This is a genomic window from Dongia deserti, from assembly GCF_003574735.1.
GTDB lineage: Bacteria > Pseudomonadota > Alphaproteobacteria > Dongiales > Dongiaceae > Dongia_A > Dongia_A deserti.
Genome location: NZ_QORW01000007.1, coordinates 224622 through 248366 on the forward strand (window position 1 = coordinate 224622; position 23745 = coordinate 248366).

General features: G+C 61.3%; 17 protein-coding genes, 1 tRNA gene and 2 pseudogenes. 18 read left to right on the forward strand and 2 right to left on the reverse strand.

Annotated features, from left to right (window positions below):
• Positions 1 to 24: 24 nt before the first annotated feature.
• The 7 genes from DTX69_RS13105 (at position 25) to DTX69_RS13135 (ending at position 4227) form a co-directional block, all read left to right on the forward strand.
• On the forward strand, positions 25 to 360 hold the full coding sequence (locus DTX69_RS13105) for a ferredoxin family 2Fe-2S iron-sulfur cluster binding protein (RefSeq protein WP_119301986.1): 336 nt from the start codon (positions 25 to 27) through the stop codon (positions 358 to 360).
• Positions 361 to 409: 49 nt separating this feature from the next.
• Entirely contained in the window at positions 410 to 616 is a 207-nt protein-coding gene (iscX, locus tag DTX69_RS13110) for a Fe-S cluster assembly protein IscX (RefSeq protein WP_284735738.1), read from the forward strand.
• Positions 613 to 2043: an alpha/beta hydrolase family protein gene (locus tag DTX69_RS13115; RefSeq protein WP_119301987.1), complete on the forward strand. Its 1431-nt coding sequence runs from the start codon at positions 613 to 615 to the stop codon at positions 2041 to 2043. Before iscX ends, DTX69_RS13115 begins: the two co-directional genes overlap by 4 nt.
• Positions 2044 to 2152: 109 nt before the next feature.
• The gene (gene mnmA / locus DTX69_RS13120; RefSeq protein ID WP_119301988.1) at positions 2153 to 3286 is read left to right on the forward strand and encodes a tRNA 2-thiouridine(34) synthase MnmA; all 1134 of its coding nucleotides are present in this window, start codon (positions 2153 to 2155) and stop codon (positions 3284 to 3286) included.
• A 10-nt stretch (positions 3287 to 3296) separates the two neighbouring features.
• Positions 3297 to 3605 (forward strand): SCP2 sterol-binding domain-containing protein, encoded by a 309-nt coding sequence (locus DTX69_RS13125; protein ID WP_119301989.1) that lies wholly within the window; start codon positions 3297 to 3299, stop codon positions 3603 to 3605.
• Between the two features lie 101 nt (positions 3606 to 3706).
• A tRNA-Met gene (locus DTX69_RS13130) sits at positions 3707 to 3781 on the forward strand.
• A gap of 203 nt (positions 3782 to 3984) precedes the next feature.
• Positions 3985 to 4227, forward strand: a complete 243-nt coding sequence (locus DTX69_RS13135; RefSeq protein WP_119301990.1) for a hypothetical protein — start codon at positions 3985 to 3987, stop codon at positions 4225 to 4227.
• A 218-nt stretch (positions 4228 to 4445) separates the two neighbouring features.
• Here DTX69_RS13135 and DTX69_RS13140 read toward each other — a convergent pair.
• A protein-coding gene (locus DTX69_RS13140) for an IS5 family transposase (protein ID WP_284735739.1) occupies positions 4446 to 5274 on the reverse strand; the annotation gives its coding sequence in 2 pieces (ribosomal slippage) (positions 4446 to 4895 and positions 4897 to 5274; 828 coding nt in all).
• Between the two features lie 686 nt (positions 5275 to 5960).
• On the opposite strand from DTX69_RS13140, the gene DTX69_RS13145 reads away from it, so the two are divergent.
• The 8 genes and pseudogenes from DTX69_RS13145 (at position 5961) to DTX69_RS30975 (ending at position 13320) form a co-directional block, all read left to right on the forward strand.
• Complete coding sequence (locus DTX69_RS13145) at positions 5961 to 6311, forward strand: hypothetical protein (protein WP_162917126.1); 351 nt, start codon at positions 5961 to 5963, stop codon at positions 6309 to 6311.
• A 762-nt stretch (positions 6312 to 7073) separates the two neighbouring features.
• Entirely contained in the window at positions 7074 to 7832 is a 759-nt protein-coding gene (locus DTX69_RS13155) for a substrate-binding domain-containing protein (protein WP_119301993.1), read from the forward strand.
• A gap of 152 nt (positions 7833 to 7984) precedes the next feature.
• Positions 7985 to 9595 (forward strand): methyl-accepting chemotaxis protein, encoded by a 1611-nt coding sequence (locus tag DTX69_RS13160; protein WP_284735740.1) that lies wholly within the window; start codon positions 7985 to 7987, stop codon positions 9593 to 9595.
• Positions 9596 to 9662: 67 nt separating this feature from the next.
• The gene (locus DTX69_RS13165) at positions 9663 to 9914 is read left to right on the forward strand and encodes a hypothetical protein (RefSeq protein ID WP_284735741.1); all 252 of its coding nucleotides are present in this window, start codon (positions 9663 to 9665) and stop codon (positions 9912 to 9914) included.
• 429 nt (positions 9915 to 10343) lie between these two features.
• Positions 10344 to 10580, forward strand: a pseudogene (locus DTX69_RS30620) (glutathione S-transferase N-terminal domain-containing protein); the annotation flags it as partial.
• The gene (locus tag DTX69_RS30625) at positions 10581 to 10925 is read left to right on the forward strand and encodes a glutathione S-transferase family protein (RefSeq protein ID WP_284735742.1); all 345 of its coding nucleotides are present in this window, start codon (positions 10581 to 10583) and stop codon (positions 10923 to 10925) included.
• A gap of 251 nt (positions 10926 to 11176) precedes the next feature.
• A complete protein-coding gene (locus tag DTX69_RS13175; RefSeq protein WP_119301995.1) occupies positions 11177 to 11983 on the forward strand; it encodes a sensor histidine kinase in 807 nt (268 codons plus the stop codon).
• Positions 11984 to 12894: 911 nt separating this feature from the next.
• Positions 12895 to 13320: a helix-turn-helix domain-containing protein gene (locus tag DTX69_RS30975; protein WP_119301996.1), complete on the forward strand. Its 426-nt coding sequence runs from the start codon at positions 12895 to 12897 to the stop codon at positions 13318 to 13320.
• Here the strand turns inward: DTX69_RS30975 and DTX69_RS13185 are convergent.
• Positions 13317 to 14057: pseudogene (locus tag DTX69_RS13185) on the reverse strand (IS481 family transposase); the annotation flags it as partial. The gene DTX69_RS30975 and the pseudogene DTX69_RS13185 overlap by 4 nt on opposite strands.
• 413 nt (positions 14058 to 14470) lie before the next feature.
• Between DTX69_RS13185 and DTX69_RS13190 the strand changes: the two are divergent.
• The 3 genes from DTX69_RS13190 to DTX69_RS13200 all read left to right on the forward strand — a co-directional run bounded on the left by DTX69_RS13190 (position 14471) and on the right by DTX69_RS13200 (position 23739).
• Positions 14471 to 16129, forward strand: coding sequence for a methyl-accepting chemotaxis protein (locus DTX69_RS13190; RefSeq protein ID WP_119301997.1), 1659 nt, complete (start codon positions 14471 to 14473; stop codon positions 16127 to 16129).
• Positions 16130 to 16453: 324 nt separating this feature from the next.
• Positions 16454 to 17953 carry an ATP-binding protein gene (locus DTX69_RS13195; protein WP_119301998.1) on the forward strand — a complete coding sequence of 500 codons (1500 nt, stop codon included), beginning with the start codon at positions 16454 to 16456 and terminating at the stop codon, positions 17951 to 17953.
• Positions 17954 to 18477: 524 nt separating this feature from the next.
• Positions 18478 to 23739 (forward strand): beta strand repeat-containing protein, encoded by a 5262-nt coding sequence (locus tag DTX69_RS13200; protein ID WP_119301999.1) that lies wholly within the window; start codon positions 18478 to 18480, stop codon positions 23737 to 23739.
• Positions 23740 to 23745: the final 6 nt, after the last annotated feature.

The following is a 23745-nucleotide window of genomic DNA, read 5'->3' on the forward strand; positions in this document are numbered from 1 at the left end:
GGAATTCCGAACGGAGTCAAATAGATGCCTAAGATGACCTTCATCAATCCTGACGGGACGCGCGTCGAGGTCGATGCGCCAGTCGGGCTTTCGGTGCTGGAAATCGCGCATCGCAATAACATCAATCTCGAAGGCGCGTGCGAAGGTTCGCTGGCCTGCTCGACCTGCCATGTGATCGTGGATCCGGAGTGGTACGACGTGCTGGAGACCGCGACCGAGGATGAAGAGGACATGCTCGATCTTGCCTTCGGCCTCACGCACACCTCGCGCCTCGGCTGTCAGATCAAGATGACGGAAGAACTCGATGGCCTCACCGTCAGCCTGCCGTCGGCGACGCGCAACATGATGGTCGACAAATAGCGGCCCCAAGGAAACGATCCGGAACAACGATCGGAGCTGGACGGACGATATGGCGAAAAAACTGCGCTGGACCGACGTCCACGATATCGCGATCGAACTGGAAGAGGCGCGCCCCGACGTCGACATCGTCAACCTGCGATTCACCGACCTGTGGAAGTGGGTGCAGGAGCTGCCGGATTTCGACGACGATCCAAACAAGTCCAACGAGAAGATTCTCGAGGCCATCCAGGCCGCTTGGATCGAGGAGCGCGGGTGACCGAGTCGTCATTGACTGATCCGGCTCAAACACCCCTCACCGAAAAGATCGCAGGCGAAGCGCTCGAGGCTGGCCTGCGCAAGACAGTGCAGTTCCCGCGCACCGGCTCATTGTTCCACGCTCTGTTGGCGCGGCCTTGGATTGATCCCGTCTGCCTGTGGGGTTTCAAGCGCGCCCTGCCCGCGTCGCGCGCCTGGGCCGCTGCGGCGGCGAGCAGCACGTCCCTCGAAGGATTTGCACGCCAGCTTGGGCTGTTCGGCTTACCACCGCGCCTGCGCGGCAAGCTCAACACGACCCATCGCTTGCGCCTGCTGTCGAAGGCAGCGCAGGCCCGCTGGGCGGAAATCGCGTTCGATGGCGTGGACGGCGATCTCGGCGCGGCTGAGCGTGAACGTCGAACGACCGCGCAATCCTATCTTGCCAACCGCTTCCGCTATCTTTCCTTCGCCAAGAAGTATCGCGTCTCGGCGGTGCGCTATCGCACGCCCAAACCGGAATTTGCCATCGAAGCCTTGTCCCAGGTGCTGATCGATCCCGATGCGCTGTTCCAAGTGGCCGATCCGCTGCCGCAAATCGAGCGTAGCCGGTCGGTCGATCACGGCGACGTGGTGGAATACTGGCTGCGGTTCGAGAGCGAGGGCGTGGGGGACGATCCGACCGATACCTGCTACGCCCACATCTACGAACCCAAGCAGCACCCGAACGGCTTGCCGACCTTCTTCTTCGCCCATGGCCTCGCCATGGAGACGGAGATGATGGTGGAAGGGCCGCGCTCCTTCCTGGATATGGCGCGGGTCGGCATGCGCATCGTCCTGCCGGACGGGCCCGGGCACAACCGGCGTTGCAAGGCCGGCTTCTATGGCGGCGAGAGCTTCCTCACCGAGCCGCCGATCTCCGGCATCCAGCATTTCGTGCGCGCGGCGCGGGAATACGCCGCCTTGATCGCATGGTGTCGGGCCCAAGGTCCGGGCAGGATCTCGCTCGGCGGCATTTCGCTCGGCGCCCTGACGGCGCAGGTCACGGCCAGCCGCTGGCGCTATTGGCCGGCGGAATACAAGCCCGACGCCCTGTTCCTAATGACCTCGACCTCGCGGATCAGTGCCCTGCCACTAGAATCATCGCTTGGCCAGATGGCGGACATCGACAACGAAGTGCGCCGCCATGGCTGGAAGGCGGAGCATTTCCGGGTGCTGGAGCCGATCACCGATGCCAGCGCAGAACCGCCGATGGATCCGGCCAATGTCGTGGTCATGGTTGGCTTGCGCGATAACGTCACGCCGGCGGCGGGCGGGCACCTGCTCACGCAGCAATGGCGCGTGCCGAAGGAAAACGTGTTCATCAGAGACCGGGGCCATTTTTCGGCGGCGATCGGCCTGGGCGTCGATCCGGCCCCTTATGCGCGGATGTTCGACATCCTAACCCGTTGAATTTAGCGATTAGTTGGCCCAGATAGACGTGGCGGGGTAGGATGGCCCTTGCGTCATGGCAAGGTCCGGAGACCTCGCCATCACGGATCGAAAGGTGTGAAGACAAACCATGAACTCACTCGGTTTCAACAAGCGGCCGGAAGATACGCGCGTCGTCGTCGCCATGTCGGGCGGCGTCGACAGCTCGGTCACGGCTGCCTTGCTGAAGCGCGAGGGCTATGACGTAGTCGGCATCACGCTGCAGCTGTACGACCACGGCCTGACGGTGGGGAAGAAGGGCGCCTGCTGCGCGGGTCAGGACATCTATGACGCGCGCATGGCGGCCGACAAGATCGGCATCCCGCACTACGTGCTGGATTACGAGAGCCGTTTCTCCGATGCCGTGATGCAGGATTTCGCCGAGTCGTACCTGGCGGGCGAGACGCCGATCCCCTGCGTGCGCTGCAACCAGCGGGTCAAGTTCCGCGACCTGCTGGCGCAGTCGCGCGAGCTGGGTGCGGAGGCTTTGGCGACCGGCCACTACGTGAAGCGCGTCGCGGGCGCGCGCGGTGCCGAACTGCATCGCGGTGCGGACCCCAAGCGCGACCAGAGCTATTTCCTCTTCGCGACCACACACGCGCAGCTCGATTTCCTGCGTTTCCCATTGGGCGACCTGCCGAAGACCGAGACGCGCGCGATCGCTGCGCAATTCGAACTTGCGGTGGCGGACAAGCCGGACAGTCAGGACATCTGCTTCGTGCCGACGGGTGGCTATGCCAAGGTCGTGGAGCGCCTGCGCCCCGGCGCGGCGGAGCCCGGCGAGCTGGTGCATCTGGACGGCCGCGTGCTGGGCAAGCATGACGGGCTGATCAATTTCACCGTGGGCCAGCGAAAGGGCCTCGGCCTCGGCGACCTCAACGAGAACGGCCAGCCGCTCTATGTCGTGCGCCTCGAGCCGGAGACGCGCCGCGTGTTCGTCGGGCCGAAGGCGGCGCTGGCCAAGCGGAGCGTCACGTTGCGCGAGGTGAACTGGCTGGGAAGCGCTGACGAGCGGACGGAGAATGTCGAGGTCGAGGTGAAGCTGCGCTCGATGACCGAGCCGAAGCCGGCGATCATCTCGCTGCTACCCGGCGGTTGCGCGCGCGTCGCGTTGCTGGAGCCGCAGTTTGGTATCTCGCCCGGCCAGGCCTGCGTGTTCTACCAGGGCAACCGCGTACTGGGCGGCGGGTGGATCCAGCGCGAGCCGGCGGCCGAGGCTGCGTAAGGGGACGGCAATGGACCTGACCGAACTCACCGAAGAGATGCGCAAACGTGCCGGACAGAACGTGAAGCTCGGCTACAAGGTGAAGTTCATCCTGGAGGAAGAGGACGGCATCATCTTCTGGGACGGGACCGAGCATCCGCCCGCGATTGACAACGAGGATAGGCCGGACGCCACCACCACCATCCGGATCTCGGCCGAAAACCTGCAGAAGCTGATGGCAGGCGGCCTGGACCCGACCCTCGCCTACATGACCGGTAAGCTGAAGGTCGAGGGCAGCATGGGGGTGGCCCTGAAGCTGACCTCCATGTTCTCGGATTAGTCCGCCGGATCAAAGGCTTGCACTATCCTTGACGGCGCGGACGGTGGCCTTTATATGCTTGCCTCCGCGTTCCGGCCGGTTACCTCAACCGGCCCTCCGGTGGCGCCGTAGCTCAGCGGTAGAGCAGGGGAATCATAATCCCTTGGTCGGTGGTTCAAATCCGCCCGGCGCTACCAAACTAACCCGCTGAACTCGCAGACTTTTTTCTGTTCTCGCCAGGGAACAATGGGCGAATTGGCCTGTCCCGCCCAGTGCCAGCAAAATCAATGCTTTGCCGTCCAGTGCCGTCCAATGCCACGCGAGTTTGGCCCAACGGATTCCACGTTTGTTCTCTGGACGAGGTCCGGCAAAATCGGTCCATTCCGAAGCGAGGCGGTGCATGTTGGTCTGGGTGCCCGACGAGACGATCGAATTCGTGATTATGGACGCGATGCGTGGCGTGCGCCTTCCAGCCGATCCACCCTCGCGCCGGCGCGGCCGCCTCCAGCTGACGAAGCTCGAGGAAGACCAGCGGCGCCTCCTGGCAAAGGCCGTGATGGAGAAGCTGCGGCAGAGCCACTGGCGGATCGTCCGACCGGAGATCCGCCCGCACGGAAGGCCGGATTTCACGTGGAAGGGGTAGGCCCGCTCAGCACTGATCGCGCACGGCGTGCGTCCACGCGGTTGGCAACCTGAAGCTGAAGCGGTCCCCTCATTGTGCATCTATGTGCTCCGGAGACTCGGGAGGAGCGAATGGTGAAGAAGGGGGAAGGCACCATGGTTGGTTCGTGGGGTGGAACGACCAAGAAGTCGGCCAAGAAGAAGGCCGTCAGGAAGGGGCCTAAGAGTCCGTTTGGAAAATCATGGATGAGCGGTTCTTCGTAGTAGGTTTCCGCCCATGGCGACGAGGATCATGGCGTGGGAGACGTCGATGCGCTGCTCGTAATCGCGCACGAGGCGTCGCCATCGGGTCATCCAGCTGAAGGTGCGCTCGACGACCCAGCGGCGGGGTAGAACCTGGAAGCCCTTTTGTTCTTCGGACCGGCGGATGATCTCGATGACGAAGTCGAGATAGGCAGCCTTGTCCATGAGCTTGAGCCGATCGTAGGCGGCATCGGCGAACAGATGTTTCACCCAGGGCCAGCGCTTGCGGATGCTGTCGAGAATGGCCTGTGCGCCAGCGCTGTCGGAGATGTCGGCTGGCGTCAGGTTGACCATCAAAAGCCGCCCGTCGGTATCGACCGCAATGTGGCGTTTGCGGCCGACGATCTTCTTGCCCGCGTCATAGCCCCTTTGCGCGCCAGGGGCCCGGAGCCTTCACCGATTGGCTGTCGATCACACCGGCCGTTGGGCTGGCCTCGCGACCGGCCCGTTCACGATCCAGCATCAGCGTCACGTCGTGGATGGTCTGGAACAGAAAACGCCGCGCCAACTCGCGGAAGCAGCCATAAACCGTCTGCCAAGGCCCGAAGTGGATCGGCAGCATCCGCCAGCCGCAACCGGAGCGTACCAGGTAACGCACGGCGTTGATCACCTCCCGGAAATCGACCTCACGCGGACGGCCCCGACGCCCGGGCTTGGGCATCAGGGGAGCGATCTGCTCCCATTCCTCGTCCGTCAGATCAGACGGGTAGCGCTTGGTCTTCTTGGCGATCTTGGCCATCCGGCCACGGCTCTGTTCTGTCCACATCCAGAGCTTGAATCACAACTCACCACCAAGCGGAAGCGATTTTCCAAACAGACTCTAAGGAGGCGGTTCACAAGAAGGGGGTAAAGAAGAAGGCTGCAAAGAAGAAGTAGCGCGATCTGTCCTATCCCAAGTCGACCGACGGCAGGCGAGGCGGTTTCCTGCGCCCGCCTACTTGCAGGTCGGATCAACGAAGAAGGCGACCTCCGCGAAACTCTGCACAATCAATCGGCAGTACCTTTGTTTCGTGTGTAATGGCCTTATTCTATTTCTAGTACGCCAAATTCTATTTATAAAACAACACGTTATGCCAAATTATTATTGCAGATATAGCCAAAAACGGCTACATCCCAAAATCAAGAATCATACTGCCGAAGTTCGCGAGTTGGGCAGCAGGACGGGGAGTGTTTCCCCTGTAACGATAGGATCATGGTTGGACTGAGTGTGGTCTGCGTCGAAACCGGGGACGGCGATGCTGATTGCGCCCGCAGCGAGGATGCCCGGGTGCCGGGCGTCAGCGGGCGAGTTGCGCATCAAACGATAGGAGACGGTCGTTCGACCAAGCGAGATCGAGGACCAGTAAACTGAATGATCCGCGATTACTTGCGATTGCGTGCGCCGGATCCCCCGGTGCGGCGACGATAAGCAGTTTCCACCAAGCTTGACCCGAAAAATACAGGATAAGTCACGTGCAAACGTACGAGGTCACGAATGAGACAACACCCGAGGACCATTTCGATCCTGGTGCGCCGGCCTTGTGTGGCGCGGCCGTCATGCCTTTCAGTGCTGATGCTATGACCGTGACGCTGTCGCTTGGCGAATTGCAGCGGGATTCTAACGGCGAGATCGTTGTCGTGAATTCCAGCGGCATCCCGACATTACAAATCGTGACCGAGCTGAAGCTGCTCAGATCCGGGGTCGTGGCCGATCACTCGATGGAGAGTGGGTTTCAGGTCGCCGGCTTCAATTACTGGCTCTTCGAGGACGGCACGAAGCTGTTCTACCCGACACATCTGTCGATCGTGCTCCAGAATCACTGAAGCAAGGCTGCCATGACCGATAATCTCCTTATATGGGCGCTCGTTCTCAGTGGGTGCTTTCTCATGCTGATCCTCGTGGAGTGGCTAAGGGCCCGCTTCGATCATATGGATCGAGTTCGAGGCAACGCAGAGGCGCAACGCCGGCTTGGTCTCGACGGGTGGGAGCGCTGGTGGCGGGAAGAGCCGGAGCGTCAAGAGCTACGTGGCGCTCGGTGGCAAAGATCATAGTGATTGCTCGACTAACATCAGCGGTCGTGCGGATCATCGCTCTCTCGAAGGCAAAGCACCAAAAGTCCTGCGTGCTGCCGGCGATGACCCTGCGCAAAAACAGGACACTCATGAGCCATTTCCGAAGGGGAATGGTGTTTGGTGTAGTTATTGCCTGCATCTTAGTCCTCCTGTTGGGTGCCTGAGCGCAGTTGATTCGTCATGCGGCGGAATTGGCAAACACCGAGGAGTTTGGTGTGGCGGGCCGCACACCGCCGTTAGAAACAAGGCCTCGATAGACAGCCACTCAATCTGCCGCTTATGCACGCGGCCTAGGCCACCGCTCGTCCAGTGCTCTGGCGTGCCTGCAATCCCGAACGAGGTTCGCGGTGGCTCAGGTGAGGCGCTGTAATAAACAGAATATGTGATAATATAAATAGAATTACATCGATGGCAGGTCATGTATTATCTCCGCAAATATTTGCTTGCATAACTAATTCTTAACTGCCGGTTCGCTAATCAATCGGCACCTTTAACTGTAACGGACGAGATTCGATGTCTTCCAAAGTCAAGAAGACGCTGGCCGTGGCCGCGGCGGGCCTGCTCTTGGCCAGCGGCTACGCATCCGCTGGCACCACGCTCAAGCTCGGCGGCAGTGCCGCCGTGGGCAAGGGCGTCATCGTTGCCAACCAGGCGGCGATCGAAAAGGACACTGGGCTGACGCTCGACATCACCGTGAACGGCGATGCAAACGGCCTCAAGCTGCTGAACGCTGGCGAGGTCGACGTCGCCATGCTCGGCGCACCGATCGAGTTTGCGGTGAAGCGCTTGAACGCGGAGGCTCCCGGTTCGATCAACCCCAGCGAGTTCGTCGCGACGCAGGTGGGCAGCGACACCGTCAAGTTCATCGTTCATCCGAGCAACCCGGTGAAGACGCTCACCGACACGCAGCTCAAGGAGATCCTCACCGGCAAGATCACGTCGTGGAAGGATGTCGGTGGTCCCGACCAGCCGATCCTCGTCGTAACCGGTGGGCCTGGTCTGGGCGCACGTGCCATCGTCGTCAACCTCTTCCTCAGTGGCACCGACATCGTCAAGACGGCGCGCGAGGTGCAGCAACTGGGGCAGGTAGCCCAGGTGGTTGCCCAGGCGCCGACCGCCATTGGCTATGGCAACGGCGGCAGCATCACCGATGCGGTGGCGGTCATTCCGGGCGTCGAGGTCGTGACGCCGCTCAGCCTCGTCACGCGCGGCGCACCTAGCCCGGAAGCGCAGAAGCTGATCAAAGCGGCGACGAAATACGCCCCGAAGTGACGTGATGGAAACCGGCAGGTCAGCGTGATTGACCGGGATTGCTTGATACAAGGTAGAGGTTCGATGTGATTGGGTTCGCAGGGTTGAAGCGGATGAAGATCTCCACCAAGCTTTCGAGCGTGCTAGGCGCCGCGCTGACGGCTCTGTGCATCATGGGCGCGATCGCCGTGTTTGCGTCGCGCGAGATCCAGGTTCTCGGGCGTGAGCTCAACGCCGAAAGCAGCCAGTTCTCGACTGTCGAGATGACCGTGTCGGTCAACGTCGAGCGCGCCATCGGCATCGTACGATCGGCCCCGTCCGACCTTGACCTGGAATCACTGAAGGGCAAGCGTCAAGACTTCCACGCGGTCCTCGACGAATCAAGGAGCACGCTGAGTGCCCTCGCCAACGCCAAGGCTGGCGTCAAGTCCGGTGCTGACACGATCATGGAAGCCATCGGCGCGTTCGAGGACGCGTCGATCACCGTCTTCGAGAAAACCGCATCGTTCGCTCAGCAGGAGGCCATGGCCGCATTGTCAAACGGCGTCGCGCCGGCGGAACTGGCGCTGCAAGATGCGCTCGAGCAGTTTCGGGTGGCGGCCAACCAGCACAGCGCGGAGAAAGGGGCGGACATCCAGGCGCTCGTCGATGAAATCGCCTGGATCGTCGTCGGCCTGGCCGTGCTGCTGGTGGTGGCAATCGCCGGCCTCGGCTACGCAACTGTCTCGCGCGGGATTGCGCGGCCGATCGCCGCCATCAACGCGGTAATGATCCGGCTGTCGGGTGGCGATGCGGGTGTCGCGGTGCCGTACACCGATCGGCGTGACGAGATCGGCGAGATGGCCCATGCCGTCCAGGTGTTCAAGGACAACGCCATCGAGGTAGAGCGCCTGAAGGCAGAGCAGCAGGCGCAGGAGCGCCGCGCCGCCGAGGAGCGCCGCACCGCGACGCTCGATCTCGCGTCGAAGTTCGAGGCGAGTGTCGGCTCAATGGTCGATGCGGTTGCAGCGGCGAGTACCGAACTGCAAACCACCGCCGGTTGCATGAATGCGACGACGGAGGAATCGAATAGGCAGGCCACCGCCGTCGCCGCCGCGTCAGAGCAGGCGTCGGTCAACGTACAGACGGTGGCGGCCGCGACCGAAGAGCTCAGCTCCTCGGTCAGCGAGATCGGCCGTCAGGTAGCCCGGTCTGCAGAGATCGCCGGCGGCGCGGTAAGGGAGGCGGAGCGCACCAATGCTGAAATGCAGAGCCTGGCGCAGGCGGCGCAGAAGATCGGCGAGGTGATTCAGCTCATTACCGACATCGCGGGCCAGACCAATCTGCTGGCGCTCAACGCCACGATCGAGGCCGCGCGCGCCGGCGAGGCCGGAAAGGGCTTTGCCGTGGTGGCGTCCGAGGTCAAGAACCTGGCGAACCAGACTGCCCGGGCCACCGAGGAGATCAGCGCCCACATTGCCGCCATCCAAGCGGCGACCAGCCGCTCGGTTGCCGCCATTGCCGGCATTGGCGGCACCATCAAGACGATTGATGAGATCGCCGCGGCGATCGCCAGTTCGATCGAGGAGCAAGGCGCCGCGACGCGCGAGATCGCCAGCAACGCCCAGCAGGCGGCGATCGGCACCACCGAGGTATCGGCCAACATCGGTGGCGTCAGCAAGGCGGCGCGCGAAACCGGCGCAGCGGCGGGCCAAGTGTTGTCCTCGGCGGGCCAGCTCGCCGAGCTGGCCAACCGTCTGCGCAGCGAGGTCGGACGCTTCCTCGGTCAGGTCCGCGCGGCGTGATGCGGGCGGCAACCGCTGCCTGCAGCTTGTGAGTCCTGTTCGCAAATCCAAACCCAGGAGATCATCCGTGAAAAGACTGGTTACAGCTATCGCCTTGACCATCTTCATGAGCGGCGCCGCGTTCGCGAGTTCGTGCCCGCTGCATGTGAAGAAGATCGACGATGTCCTGGCCGCGCCGCCGGGCGAGGTGAGCACTGAGGTCCTGGCTCGGGCGAAGGAGCTGCGCGACCAGGGCGAGGCCCTGCACAAGGAAGGTAAGCATGCTGAGAGCATGTCCGCGTTGACCGAAGCCGAAATACTCCTCGGCATCGGGCAGTAGTGGGCTGTGGTAAGAAGCGCGGTCGCTCGAACGGTTCGAAGAACTGGGTGAAGGCATGAAACTACACTTCACACTTGAAACCGCCGCCGGCTCGAACAGACGCAATTCGCTGTTTCATGTGCGATCCAGGCCGGTGCAAAGGGCGTGAGTTTCTGTCCAGGGAGGCCCAAAGTCGATTGGTCAATCGAAGTCGACCATGAACTGGCCTATGCATGAAGCTCCGTGTGCCCCGGGGCGAGGGCATTCCTCGCCACCGGCAACGCGTTCCGCTGGCAATAGACTTGAAGCGAGCTGATCCGGATGAATCGCGGAGCTCGCGGTTAGGCGAGAGTTGGGAAGCGGCTTCATCTCTGAGATGGTTACAGTTTCTGACTCTTTCCCTGAGGCCACTATGCTTACCTTCCATGAGTATGCCCTTCGCAGAACGCTTGGAAAGTTCGTGTGCTGCTGTGGCTGCTCGATATTCCGTATCGCTCGCAGCCCGTGGCGATCTTCTCCGGAGAGAGCCGTAGCGCAAAGTTCGTGAAGATGAATCCCGCCGGTGCAATTCCGGTGCTGGAATTGGACGATGGACGCACGATCGCGGAATCAAATGCGATCCCGTGCTGGCTTGCCGAGGGTACGCGGTTCATGCAGCGGTTCGCGCGCGCGAAGGTGATGCAGTAGTTGTTCTTCGAGCATTACTACGTGGAGCCGGTAATCTGCTCGCTGCGGTTCTGGACCTTGACCGGGCGACTCGAGATCAACGCGGCGCTGGTGCCGGGCAAGCGCGAAGCTGCGGAGCGGGGGCTGAGCTCGCTGGAGCGAGCCCTTACCGCTACTCCGTTCCTCGGTGGTCATTCATTCACGATCGCGGATATCGCGAACTATGCCTATGCACATCTGTCCGCCGATTGCGGTTTGTCGCTCGATTCCTATCCAGCGGCCAAGGAATGGGTTGCGCGAGTGGCGAAGCAGATCGGGCCGGGCCATCCCATCGTTCCATATGGGCGAGAGGCACGACCCGCATAGAACGTCGGTGACCTCTGCCACACCAGATGGTTGCGGCGAAGACCGCACCGCTCGATCTGCTCCAGTGTGATGCTTAGATAGTCCTATAATGTTGGTGGATTATGGCTATAAACGAGTAACTATTTACATTTTTTGGGCCAGGATGTTGAACTGTCAACAGGGCGGGCGTGTCCAGCAATTGCTAGTTCGTCAAATTCCGAGGGTACGCGCTGGGCACAGGTGATGATTGCACGCACGGAGGCGAGAGGCGAATGCGCTCACCGAAAATGGCTGGACAATGCAAGCCGGCACCCTTGCGCAACGAATCGACCTGGCTTGCCAACATAAGCCACGAGATGCGGACACCTCTCAACGCCATCATTGGATTTTCAGAACTGATGATCCTCAACTCGGCCAGCTTGGATCACCGGCACGCCGCGTACGCACGCGACATTCATCGAAGCGGACATCAGTTGCTTCAGGTAATCAGAGATATGCTCGACCTGGCGAGCCTCGAGACCGGCTCCCGCACTTTGACCGACGAACCGCTGAAGCTGCTCGATCTCCTTGAAGACTGCACACGAAAGCTGAGCGCGACCATGGAGAGTCGTCGAACGCGCGTAGCAATCACGCAAATCGGGATGCCGGTTATTGTGCTCGGCGACAGAGCCGCACTGCAAGAGGTGTTTAGCAAACTAGTATCGAACGCGGTCAATTTTGGACCAGCCAATGAATCCGTGGACGTCGCGCTGTCCACATCCCGCAACGGTGGTACAATCGTCGCCGTAACCGACAGAGGTCCTGGTATCTCGCAAAGCGCCGCCCGGCAGCTCCTGTCTCCACTTGACTTCGGGGACGCAACCGTGGCGCGCGAGTATGGGGGAACAGGACTAGGTTTGGCGATTGCCAAGACGATCGTTGAACTTCATGAAGGTAAACTCTCCATCCACAGTTCGCTTGGGCAGGGGACCACAATGGTGGTGGAGCTCCCAAGAGCCAGAATAGTCTATCCGCCATCTGGCGCAGACTCTTTGCCCAGTCTCCAAGGCAGAGCCCGAAGCTCCGGGCATCAGACTTGAGAACGCCCCGAACAATGCATACCGCAGGGCACGCGTCATTGGCGTTCACATACCCAGCGAGGTTCTCAACGCGAGAAGATGATGAGTTTGCAAACGCGACCTGGCCCCTGCTGCACGCGCGAAAGCCCACTCGACCTTGGATCCCCCTTGCAGAAGCGACGAGCATTCTGCAAGCCGTAGAACGACCGGCAGCTTACCGGCGATACAGATACTGGACTGGACCTAATCCCCTGCAGGCGCAATGGTCGGTCATTGAAAACGACGGGCTATAAGTAAAGTAGAAGCATGCGTAATACAATCGAGCAGGAAACGGGAAGTCCGCAGCGCAAGGACATCGCTACATTCACTGCGAGACCGGCTCTGAAACCAGAGACTAAGACGAATCGGGTCGTCGCGATCATCGCGAGGCATCTGAGCCTTCGGTCCTTGGAGAGCACCTTCGGAACGCGGCTTCGCGACCTAATACGGCTTGCGTCATCGACAAGACCGGATCCAAACGAACGACGAAGTTGTGGAAGAGTTCCAACGCTGCTGTCCGGGACCATTTGGAGCAACGATTCTACGGCAATCGTCTGTCTGGTCCGGAATGTTTCGCAAGGAGGGGTGTATCTCATGCAAGAGCAATATGCGCCTGTCCCCGAAGTGTTCGAGTTGAGCATTGCCGGTGGAACCCGCATTCGCTGCCGCAAAGTACGTCAGCATGGCAAGGAGATTGGCGCTGTCTTCTGTTCTTGGATCGCCTTTGACTCGGCAAGGCAGCGCTTACATCCAACTTGATGGTCGATGCAGGTCCATCTATATGGCTGCACTGCATCTCTGTGACGATCAGCGAGCATGTGTCGGTTATCGATGCCTGCCGCAATAGGAGCAACAAGGCGCCTCTGCCTGCACATCTCATTGAGGGTGACTGAATGCTAGATCAGGTAAGACCGAAGCGACGGTCCAACGAAATCGGAAAGATAGCCCAGCAGCTGCGCCAAGCGCAGAAACTGTCGCAGAGGGCACTGGCCGCTGCGGCGGGCGTCAGCGCGCAGACAATCTCGAATTTCGAAACAGGTCGCGTGTTTCCGGACGTTGACACGTTATGCCGGATTGCTGAGGCATTGAAGACCCATCCCGCTACGCTTCTTGGAGTCTGGTCGGAAAATGGAGGCGACATTGATCGACCTGATCACGCCGAGGCAGTCGACCTCCTCCGCAATCTCGACGTACATTCCAGTAGGCTCGTCCTGGAACTGATGCGGCTCTTGCGCAGCTGGGTATTGGAGCGTGACCCGTTGATCAAGCGCTCCTCGTGCCTTGAGTCGGGCAAGCTATGCAGCCCCGGGTGCTGCTAGCTGTGGAGCCTCAACAGGTTGTTCTCGGTCAGGCCGAGGCGGCTGATGGGTGTATTGCTTTGCAGGCTACCATGAGGTCGGTGCCATTTGTAGCGGTGGAGCCATCGAGGCAGTTCTGCGGTGCGTTCGTCTGAGGTGTTGTAGGCGTGGGCGTAAGCCCATTCGCGCAGGCTTGTCTGGATGAAGCGCTCGGCCTTACCGTTCGTCTTGGGCGTGTAGGGCTTGGTTCTGATGTGTTTAAGGCCCAGCTTCTTGCAGGCTCGACCAAAGGCTCGAGAGAGATAGCACGAACCGTTGTCGGTCATGACGCGCTCAACTGTGACGCCCAAGCTTGCGTAATAGGCCACTGCCGCCTCGAGGAAGGCAATGGCGCTGCCCTTTGCCTGATCCTTCCTGACCTGGCTAAAGGCGATTCGGGAGGCATCGTCGATGCAGACGTGGACGAACTCCCAGCCGATGCCGAGATGGCGGTTGATTACGCCGGTTCGTCGTCCCCTGATGCGATGGCCAACAGAGCCGATCCGGCCCAACTTCTTGATGTCGATGTGGATGAGCTCGCCCGGGTGCTCGCGCTCGTAACGCCGCACTGGCTCGGCCGGCTCCAAGGCCTTGAGCTTGTTCAACCCGAGCTTCTGCAAGACCCGACTGACCGTAGTGGGCGAGACGCCAACTTCCCGAGCGATCTGATCGCCAGTCCAGCGCTGGCGGCGCAGCTCGGCAATTCGTTCGATGGTCGCGGTGCAGATGATGGGGTCGAGAGCTGCAAAGGGCGGGCCACCGATCTCAACCCCGGAACATGACGTCTAGGCGCGGCAAGGATATGCATGTAGCCCGATCAAACGTAGTACCCGGAATCATCAATAAGCGCACGCCATGATGGCGCTAACCGACTCTGGGCATTTGAAGATTTCTGTCGCTCGTGACTCACCTATGGCTGATAGTGAGTAGTAGGTCGCAGATCACATATTATGCGCAGAGTAATACTGTAAAGTTCTCTAATATAAACTAATTTATACTCTATATTTACCGAAATTAAACGAGCTATGTTGCAATCTACATAAGCAGGCCCTCGTTGTAGGGCGTGCCTTCGCTAAGAGACTGGGACAAGAGGGGGTCCAAGTTGAGAGGCGGTCTCAAGATTGCATCCGCGGTGAATCTGTTTGCCGTGATTGTCGCCATCGGCATCGTGACGCTGCTGACAACCGCGTTCCTGGCTATCGGCCAGCTGAAGGTGGGCGGCCCGATGTACGTCAGGATTGTGCTGGGCAAGGATCTGATAGCCGACATCTTGCCGCCGCCGGAATACATCATCGAGCCGTTTCTGGAGGCAACGCTGGCTTTGAACAGTCCGAGCGAATGGGCAGCTCGCAAGAAGCGGCTGCAACAGCTTCGCAGAGAGTACGATGCCCGACACGACTACTGGGAACGCGACACGATCTATGATCGTGCAGTGGTCGACGCACTGACCGGCTCCGCTCATGAAGCAGCACTACGCTTCTGGAACGAGTTGGACGCGAGTTTCCTTCCGGCGCTGGAACGCGGCGACTCGGCCGCAGTGGCTCAATCGTACGCGCGAATGGCGAAGGCATATGCCGAACATCGCAGTGTCATCGACAAGATCGTCGTCGCTGCAAACGTCATCAACGCGGAAAGCGAACTTCTTGCCGCGCAGCAAGAAAGCACATTCATGGCGATCGTGTGGGGCGTATCGGGCGTCGTGCTTCTTGTGGTGGCTCTCGGCGCCCTGCTGATGACCCGCGGCGTCATGCGACCCATCTCGCGCATGGCGCATGTCATGAACGATCTAGCCCATGGCAACACGGATGTCACCATACCGGCGGTCGACCGGCGGGACGAAGTCGGACAAATGGCCAAGACCGTTGAGGTGTTCCGCACCAACGCTATCGAGGCGCGAGCGGTTCGCGAGCGGGAAGCGACCCAGCAACTGGAGCGGCAGCAGCGCTTTGACAGAATGGAGGCTCTAACACGCTCCTTTGATGCGGGCGTCAAGACGGCTTTGAAGCACCTGACCGATGCAGCGGGTACGATGGAGAAATCCGCTCGCTGCTTGGCGGAAGTGGCGGACAAGTCGAACAGCCAGGTGACCAGCATGACGAGCGCCAGCGAGGAGGCCTCGACCAATGTGCAGGCTGTGGCGAGCGCTGCGGAAGAGCTGTCGACGTCCTTCCAAGAGATGGAGCGACGTTCCCGGGAGTCGGCGGAAATTGCCCGGAACGCGGCTTCGCAGAGTGCAGATGCGAGCAATAAGGTGGCCGGTCTGGTTCAGTCCGCTGGACGGATTGACGAAGTGGTACGACTGATCACCGACATAGCGGCGCAAACCAACTTGCTGGCCCTGAATGCCACGATCGAAGCAGCGCGGGCGGGAGACGCGGGCAAGGGTTTTGCCGTGGTGGCCAATGAAGTGAAGAATCTCGCCAGTCAGACGGCCAAGGCCACGGAAGAGATCCAGACCCAGATCGGGGCCGTGCAGTCCGCGACTGAATCGGCTGCGGGAGCCATCCAGTCGATCACGGAGACAATTGGCCGACTCAATGGGATTGCGACCGGCATGTCAGATGCCGTGCAGCAGCAGACAGCGGCTACGCATGAAATCGCGCGTTCGATCCAGGAAGCCGCGGTGGGTACCCATGAAGTATCACACAGTATGATGAGCGTTGCGGAAGCAGCAAACGCGACCAAGCAATCCGCCGGCGATGTACAAACGACTGCCGACGATCTAGAGCAGGAAAGCGAGGAACTGCGCAGGTTGGTGGACGACTTCCTTTCCGGCGTGCGCGCCGTCTAGCGCCCCGTTCCTTGCCCCGATGGACGAGATGAGGGATGCGTCGGCACGGTCACCTTTGAAGCACGGCAATTGCATGCCTGGCATCAAACCAGCTCCCGAATTGGCACAGCCGGGCAGGAGCGCGGCTGCGGTCAGAGTCCGATGGTTGCGCGCCCCAACAGCCAAGGCTCAGGCCAGGCCAATAGCCAGCCGGCGGGTTCCCACCCCCGTCGGCTGGCACCACCAAGCGATCAGTCGAGCCGTTGTCGCTCGGCGAAGCGCACGCAACATCCTCAATGAGGTCGGTCTCCGGAGAGTGAGCTCGCAGCGATGGGAGCGAATCGCATGACAGGTTCGGCGGAAATCAGAGTCGGTGCCGCGGAAGTCCGGATCGGCGGGCGCCTGCTGATCGTCCTGATTCTGGTGATGCTGGCGGGCCTGCCGCTCGTTGTCTGGCTCGACATCGACACCATGTCGCGCAACAGGCTCAGCCGCCAAGCGGAGGACCTGAATGCGATGATCACCGGCATTCGCGGCTATTATGCGGACAATGTTGTGGGGCGGATTCTGGAGGCCCGCGCTGCGGGCCATGGCGGCAACACCGAGATCGCGCACAACTACGAGACAATTCCGGGCGCGATCCCGCTTCCCTTCACCCTGTCGCTGGAGCTGGGCCGGGCGATCGGCGAGCGGCAGAAGAACATCACCTATCGGTACATCTCCGACCAGCCGTTCAAGAACCGGCCGCCGCATCCAATGGACGAGTTCGAACGCTCGGCCCTGGCGAGGCTGCGGGCCGCACCGGACCAGGCCGTGACGGACATCCAGCGCTCCGGTTTCAGCAATACCTACCGCCTGGTGGTGCCGGTGATCATGAAGTCCGCCTGCGTCACCTGCCACAACTCACATCCTGAAAGCCTGAAGACTGATTGGAAAGTCGGCGACGTGCGCGGCATCCAAGAGATGATCATCACCCAGCCCTTCGCCGGCACCATCTTCTCCTTCAAATACCTGCTGATCTATTTCTTCCTGGTGGCCGCCACGGGCAGCGTGCTCGTGTTCGTGCAGCACCGGCAAGCGCGCCTCATCCGCAGGTACAACTCTGAGCTGGCGGCGGCGGCGGAGCGCGCGATGGCGGCGAGTGAAGCGAAGAGCAACTTCCTCGCCAATATGAGCCATGAGCTGCGCACGCCGCTGAATGCCATCATCGGCTTCTCCGAGATGATGGCGCGCCAGCTGATCGGCCCGCTCGGCAGCAAGCGCTACGTCGAGTATGCCAGCGACATCAGCGGCTCGGCCCAGCACCTTTTGAAGATCATCAACGACATCCTCGATTTCTCCAAGATCGAGGCGGGCGAGATGCGCCTGCAGGAGGGCGTTGTCGACCTGTCCAAAGTGCTCAACTTTTGCCGGCGACTGGTGCAGCGTCGCGCTGCGGAAGGCGGGCTGATCCTACGCGGCAGCGTGTCGGCCGACGTGCCCAGGGTGCGCGCCGATGAGCTCAAGATCAAGCAGGTGCTGCTGAACCTACTGTCGAACGCGGTGAAGTTCACGCCATCCGGCGGCCTGATCTCGGTCGATACGGCAGTCCAGAACGGCGATCTGATCCTCACGATCAGCGACACCGGCATCGGCATGGCGCCGGAGCAGGTGGGACATGCCCTGGAGCCGTTCGGCCAAATCGACAACAGCCTGACAAGGGCCCATGACGGGACAGGACTCGGCTTGCCGCTTGCCCGCGCATTGGTCGAGCTGCACGACGGCACGCTCGCCATCGACAGCGCGCTCGGCCAGGGCACGAAAGTGACGATCACCCTGCCGGCCGAGCGCCTCATCCGCACCTGATACGTGGCAGGCGCCGGTCGTAGCGTCGTTGCGGGCGCCAGGATGGGCATACCCATCGGAGGAGCGGGTCATGACACGGGCATGCAGACAACGCGACGCATACCAGCCTTCGCGCCGGTGCGCTGATGATCTGAATCGGTTGGAATCGTGATTCTATATAAAGTTGAATATCGCTATAAATAGAATGGACATTCCAAATCTGATTGACGCATTTTTGAGAGTCCAGCCAACCCCCTGGAAACAGCTGCCATCTCGGCGCTCCAGCCGCAATACTGTGATGGATGTCACGATTCCCGCGTTGACATTGCCAAATAGTGCCAGTAAGTCCGGCGAAATCCGATGTGGTTCCACCTTCATGTGTGGAGAGTGCCACATCGGAGAGGATTGTGGTCGATGATCTCCGCCCATCTCAGGATCGCGCGTAGGTATGATCTGGCAACAATCAATGCGTGTAATCGCGCGTAGCAACAGGCGCCGACCCCGTGTGTTCCCGGGCTGCCGCCTGCACCTGTGGAGAGAGCGAAATGGCCATTGTGACTGGAACCGCCGGCAACGACATCCTGGTCGGCACCAACGGCAACGATATCCTGGACGGCCTGACCGGCGCCGACAAGATGGCCGGCGGCGACGGTGAAGACGTCTACTTCGTCGACAACGCCGGCGACGTGGTAACGGAGCTCGCCAAGAAGGGCGTCGACAAGATCGTCAGCTCGATCTCCCTGACCCTCGCCGCCAACGTCGAGGAACTCGAGCTGGTGGGCGGCGCGCTCAACGGCACCGGCAACGGCCTCCACAACTCCATCCGCGGCAACAGCCTCGCCAACAAGCTGGATGGCGGCGCCGGAAACGACACGCTCGGCGGCGGTCTCGGCGACGACACGCTGATCGGCGGCACCGGCAACGACCGGCTCATAGGCGGCGCGGGACAGAACCTGCTGCAGGGTGGCGCCGGCGACGACGTCTACAGCGTCGATAGTGATGATGACGTGATCATTGAGGCCGCCGGTCAAGGGCACGACGCGGTCGAATCATCCATGACGTTCGACCTGTCGGTCAGAGGCGCGAACGTCGAGGATCTCTATCTGATCGGTCCTGGCAACATGGACGGCACCGGCAACGCGCTCAACAATGCCATCTACGGTAACGACTACGACAACAAACTTGATGGCGGCGCCGGCAACGACACGCTCTACGGCGGCGACGGCAACGACATGCTGAAGGGAGGGGCCGGCAATGACACGCTGCAGGGGGGCCAGGGAAACGACACGCTGGAGGGCGGCGCCGGCAACGACCGCTACCTGCTGGTGGATCTCAGCGACACGATCAAGGAGAACGAAAACGAAGGCATCGACGAGGTCGTTGCGATCGTCGACTATACGCTGGGCAACCATCTCGAGAACCTGACCCTGGCCGCCGGAGCCGGCAACATCAACGGCAACGGCAACGGGCTCGCCAACGTCATGACCGGCAACGACGGCGACAACACGCTGAACGGCTTCGGCGGCAACGACACGCTGAACGGCGGCAAGGGCAACGACACCCTCGATGGCGGTCTTGGAAACGACCTGCTGAACGGCGGCGCCGGCAACGACCTCCTCGGCGGCGACGACGGCAACGACACGCTCGACGGCGGCGACGGTCAGGACGAGCTCTACGGTGGCGCCGGCAACGACAAGCTGCTCGGCGGCGCCGGCGACGACATCCTCAACGGCGGCGGCGGCAACGACACCCTGATCGGCGGCAAGGGCCACGATACCTATTACGTCTACGGTCCGAAGGACGTGGTGACCGAGACGGAGGCCGGCGAAGCAGGAGGATATGACATCGTTTTCGCCGACTTCAGCTACGTGCTCGGCGCGAACGTCGAGGGCCTGGTTCTGCAAGGCAGCGACGACATCAACGGCACTGGAAATGCGCTCGGCAACGGTATCACCGGAACGAGCGGCAAGAACAAGCTCGACGGCGGCGCCGGCAACGACCTCATCGCGGCCGGCGACGGTGACGACACGCTGCTGGGCGGAACGGGCAATGACACGCTCTATGGCGGCGGCGGCAACGACAGCCTGCTCGGCGGGGACGGCAACGATCAGCTCTACGGCGGCAGCGGCAACGACACGATGGCCGGCGGCAAGGGCAACGATGAATACGTTGTGGACACTGGCGACGTGGTCACCGAGAAAGCAAACGAAGGCATCGACACGATCATAGCCAGCTTCAACTACGAGCTCGGCGCCAATCTCGAGAACCTGACCCTCACCGGCATCGGCAATATCGACGGCAACGGCAACGCGCTGAACAACGTCATCAAAGGCAACAGCGGCAACAACCTGCTGGATGGCGGAGACGGCAACGACTCCCTCGACGGCGGCGCCGGCAACGATACCCTGATCGGCGGCAAGGGCAACGACACGTATGTGATCGCCCTCGGCGTGAACACCATCGTGGAGCTTGCGGGCGAGGGCATCGATACCGTGGTCAACAGCGCGGCCACCAACCTCCGCACGATCGGCTTCGAGAACATCGAGAACCTGATCCTGACTGGCATCGATCATGTCGGCGGTGCCGGCAACGCGCTCAACAACGTCCTCACCGGCAACGATGGCAACAATTATCTGGAAGGCGACGACGGCAACGACACGCTAAACGGCGGCGCCGGCGACGACACCCTAAACGGCGGTGCCGGCAACGACACCCTGATCGGCGGCAAGGGCAATGATACCTATTACGTCTACAGCCCGAAGGACGTGGTGAGCGAGACGGAGGCCGGCAAACTAGGAGGATACGACATCGTTTTCGCCGACTTCAGCTACGAGCTCGGCGCGAACGTCGAGGGCTTGGTCCTGCTAGGCGGCGGCGACATCAACGGAACTGGAAATGCGCTCGACAACGGTATCATCGGAACGAGCGGCAATAACAAGCTCGATGGCGGTGCCGGCAACGACAACATCGAAGGTGCCGTCGGCAACGACACGCTGCTGGGCGGAACGGGCAACGACACGCTCGAGGGCGGCAACGGTAACGACAGCCTGCTCGGCGGGGATGGCAACGATGTCCTCCACGGCGGCCACGGCAACGACACGATGGCCGGCGGCAAGGGCAACGATGAATACGTTGTGGACGCTGGCGACGTGGTCACCGAGAAAGCAAACGAAGGAATCGACACGATCAAAGCCTACTCCGACTATACGCTTGGTGCCAATCTCGAGAACCTGACCCTCATCGGCGGTCTCAATGGCACCGGCAACGCCCTCAACAACGTCATCACCGGCAACAGCGGCAACAACTACCTCGATGGCGGTCTCGGCAACGATGTCCTGTACGGCGGCGCCGGCCTTGACGTCTTGCTTGGGTACTTCGGCAACGACACGCTCTTCGGTGGCGACGATGGCGACACCCTGAACGGCGAGGACGGCAATGATGTCCTGGATGGCGGCGCTGGCGCAGACATTCTCTATGGCGGCAAGGGTAACGACATCTACATCGTGGACAACACCGGGGACACGATCCTGGAGTACGCAAACGAAGGCATTGACGAAGTCCGCGCGAGCGTGAACTGGACCCTCGGCACGAACCTCGAGAACCTGGCCCTCACCGGCACCGGCAATATCAACGGCACCGGCAATGCGCTCGCGAACGTCATCACCGGCAACAGCGGCAACAACACCCTGGACGGCGGCACCGGCAACGACCGGATGGTCGGCGGCAAGGGCGACGATGTCTACTATGTCGACAGCGCAAAGGACGTCGTCGTCGAGAACGCCAAGGAAGGCTACGACACCGTCTACAGCTCGGTCAGCTATACGCTCGGCGCGAACCTCGAGGCCCTGTACCTTCTGGACGATGCCCTCAGCGGCAACGGCAACGCGCTCGACAACTTCATCAGTGGCAACGGCAGCGATAACAAGCTCGACGGCGGCGCCGGCAACGACGCCATGGAGGGAGGAACCGGCAACGACACACTCAAGGGCGGAACCGGCAACGATACGCTCTATGGCGACGCCGGCGACGACCTGCTCGATGGCGGCACCGGTAACGACACGCTCGACGGCGGCACCGGCGCGGACGACATGCGTGGCGGCACGGGCAACGACCTCTATTACGTCGACGACATCGCCGACAAGGTGACGGAGGTGGCCGGACAGGGCATCGACCGGATCATCTCCGCCATCACCTTCGATCTCGCCGCCAGCGGCGCCAACGTCGAGGAGCTCGTCCTCAGCGGAACAGCCAACATCAACGGCGCCGGCAACAACCTCAACAACCTGATCATCGGCAATGACGGCAACAATATCCTCAGCGGCGGCGCCGGCAACGACAGTTTGAACGGCGGCAACGGCCACGACTATTTGACGGGCGGCGCCGGCAACGACACGCTCACCGGCGGTCTCGGAAACGACATATTGGCTGGTGGCCTCGGCAACGACCGATACCTGCTGGTGGACGCCAGCGACACGATCATCGAGGAGGCGAACGGGGGCATCGACCATGTCGAGGCGACCGCCACCTACACGCTCGGCGCCCACCTCGAGAACCTGACCCTGATCGGCGCCGGCTTCCTCCAAGGAACCGGCAACGAACTCAACAACGTCATCACCGGCAACAGCGGCGAGAGTGAGCTGCTCGGGCTTGGCGGCAACGACACGCTTAATGGCGGCACCGGCAACGACACGCTGCATGGCGGCACCGGCAACGACTCGTTGATTGGCGGTGATGGATATGACTGGCTGTATGGTGGCACCGGCAACGACACCATGCGCGGCGGCAAGGGCGACGACTGGTATCATGTCGAGGACGCCGGGGACGTCGTGATCGAGAACGTCAACGAAGGCTATGATACCGTCGTTACGACACTGACAAGCTACACGCTCGGCGCCAACATCGAAAATCTCCGTTTCATCCTCGCCACGACCGACGCGATCGGGACCGGCAACACGCTGAACAACACCATCTATGGCGGAGGCGGCAATGACACCCTCAACGGCCTAGCCGGCAATGACTGGCTCGAGGGCGGTCTCGGCAGCGATTCGCTGATCGGCGATATCGGGAACGATATCCTTATCGGCCAGGACGGCAACGATACGTTGAACGGCGGCGCGGGCAATGACCAGCTGGACGGCGGCGACGGCGACGATTTGATGGTCGGTGGCGTGGGCAACGACATGTATGTCGTAGACTCGACCCTTGATGTCGTGCAGGAGGCGGCAAATGGCGGCATCGATACCGTCTATGCCTACGTCAACTACACGTTGGACGCCAATATCGAGAACGCCTACGTGCAGGGCGATGGCCTCACACTGACCGGCAACGACCTCAACAACGCCCTCTATGGCCAGGATGGCGCCGATGTCCTGCGCGGCGGCAAGGGCAACGACACGCTGTTCGGCGATGTCGGCAATGACACGCTGAGCGGCGGCGAGGGCAACGACGTGATCGAGGGCGGACTCGGCGCCGACCTGTTAAGCGGCGGCACGGGCAATGACCTCTTCCGCTATCGCCTGGACACCAAGGCGGATCTGGACAACATCGGCGGCGATCTCATCACTGACTTCGAAGTTGGCAAGGACAAGCTCGACCTCTACGACCTGTTCACAGACTTCAACATCAGGGTGGACGATCCGCTCACCGCTGGATTCCTGAGCTTCCAGGTAAGCGGCAACGATACGCTCCTGCTATTCGACAAGGATGGCGGCGGCAACAGCTTCGTCAACCTGGCGACGCTGCAGAACGTGACCGATGTGACCCTCTCCGACGTGATCTATCAGCAGGGGGGCGGATCAATCTCGTAGGCTTGG

Coding starts and splice junctions, on each gene's coding strand:
- iscX (WP_284735738.1), top strand. CDS start 410: ATGGCGAAAAAACTGCGCTGGACCGACGTCCACGATATCGCGATCGAA.
- DTX69_RS13135 (WP_119301990.1), top strand. CDS start 3,985: ATGTTGGTCTGGGTGCCCGACGAGACGATCGAATTCGTGATTATGGAC.
- DTX69_RS13105 (WP_119301986.1), top strand. CDS start 25: ATGCCTAAGATGACCTTCATCAATCCTGACGGGACGCGCGTCGAGGTC.
- DTX69_RS13200 (WP_119301999.1), top strand. CDS start 18,478: ATGGCCATTGTGACTGGAACCGCCGGCAACGACATCCTGGTCGGCACC.
- DTX69_RS13175 (WP_119301995.1), top strand. CDS start 11,177: ATGCGCTCACCGAAAATGGCTGGACAATGCAAGCCGGCACCCTTGCGC.
- DTX69_RS13155 (WP_119301993.1), top strand. CDS start 7,074: ATGTCTTCCAAAGTCAAGAAGACGCTGGCCGTGGCCGCGGCGGGCCTG.
- DTX69_RS13160 (WP_284735740.1), top strand. CDS start 7,985: ATGGGCGCGATCGCCGTGTTTGCGTCGCGCGAGATCCAGGTTCTCGGG.
- DTX69_RS30975 (WP_119301996.1), top strand. CDS start 12,895: ATGCTAGATCAGGTAAGACCGAAGCGACGGTCCAACGAAATCGGAAAG.
- DTX69_RS13195 (WP_119301998.1), top strand. CDS start 16,454: ATGACAGGTTCGGCGGAAATCAGAGTCGGTGCCGCGGAAGTCCGGATC.
- mnmA (WP_119301988.1), top strand. CDS start 2,153: ATGAACTCACTCGGTTTCAACAAGCGGCCGGAAGATACGCGCGTCGTC.
- DTX69_RS13125 (WP_119301989.1), top strand. CDS start 3,297: ATGGACCTGACCGAACTCACCGAAGAGATGCGCAAACGTGCCGGACAG.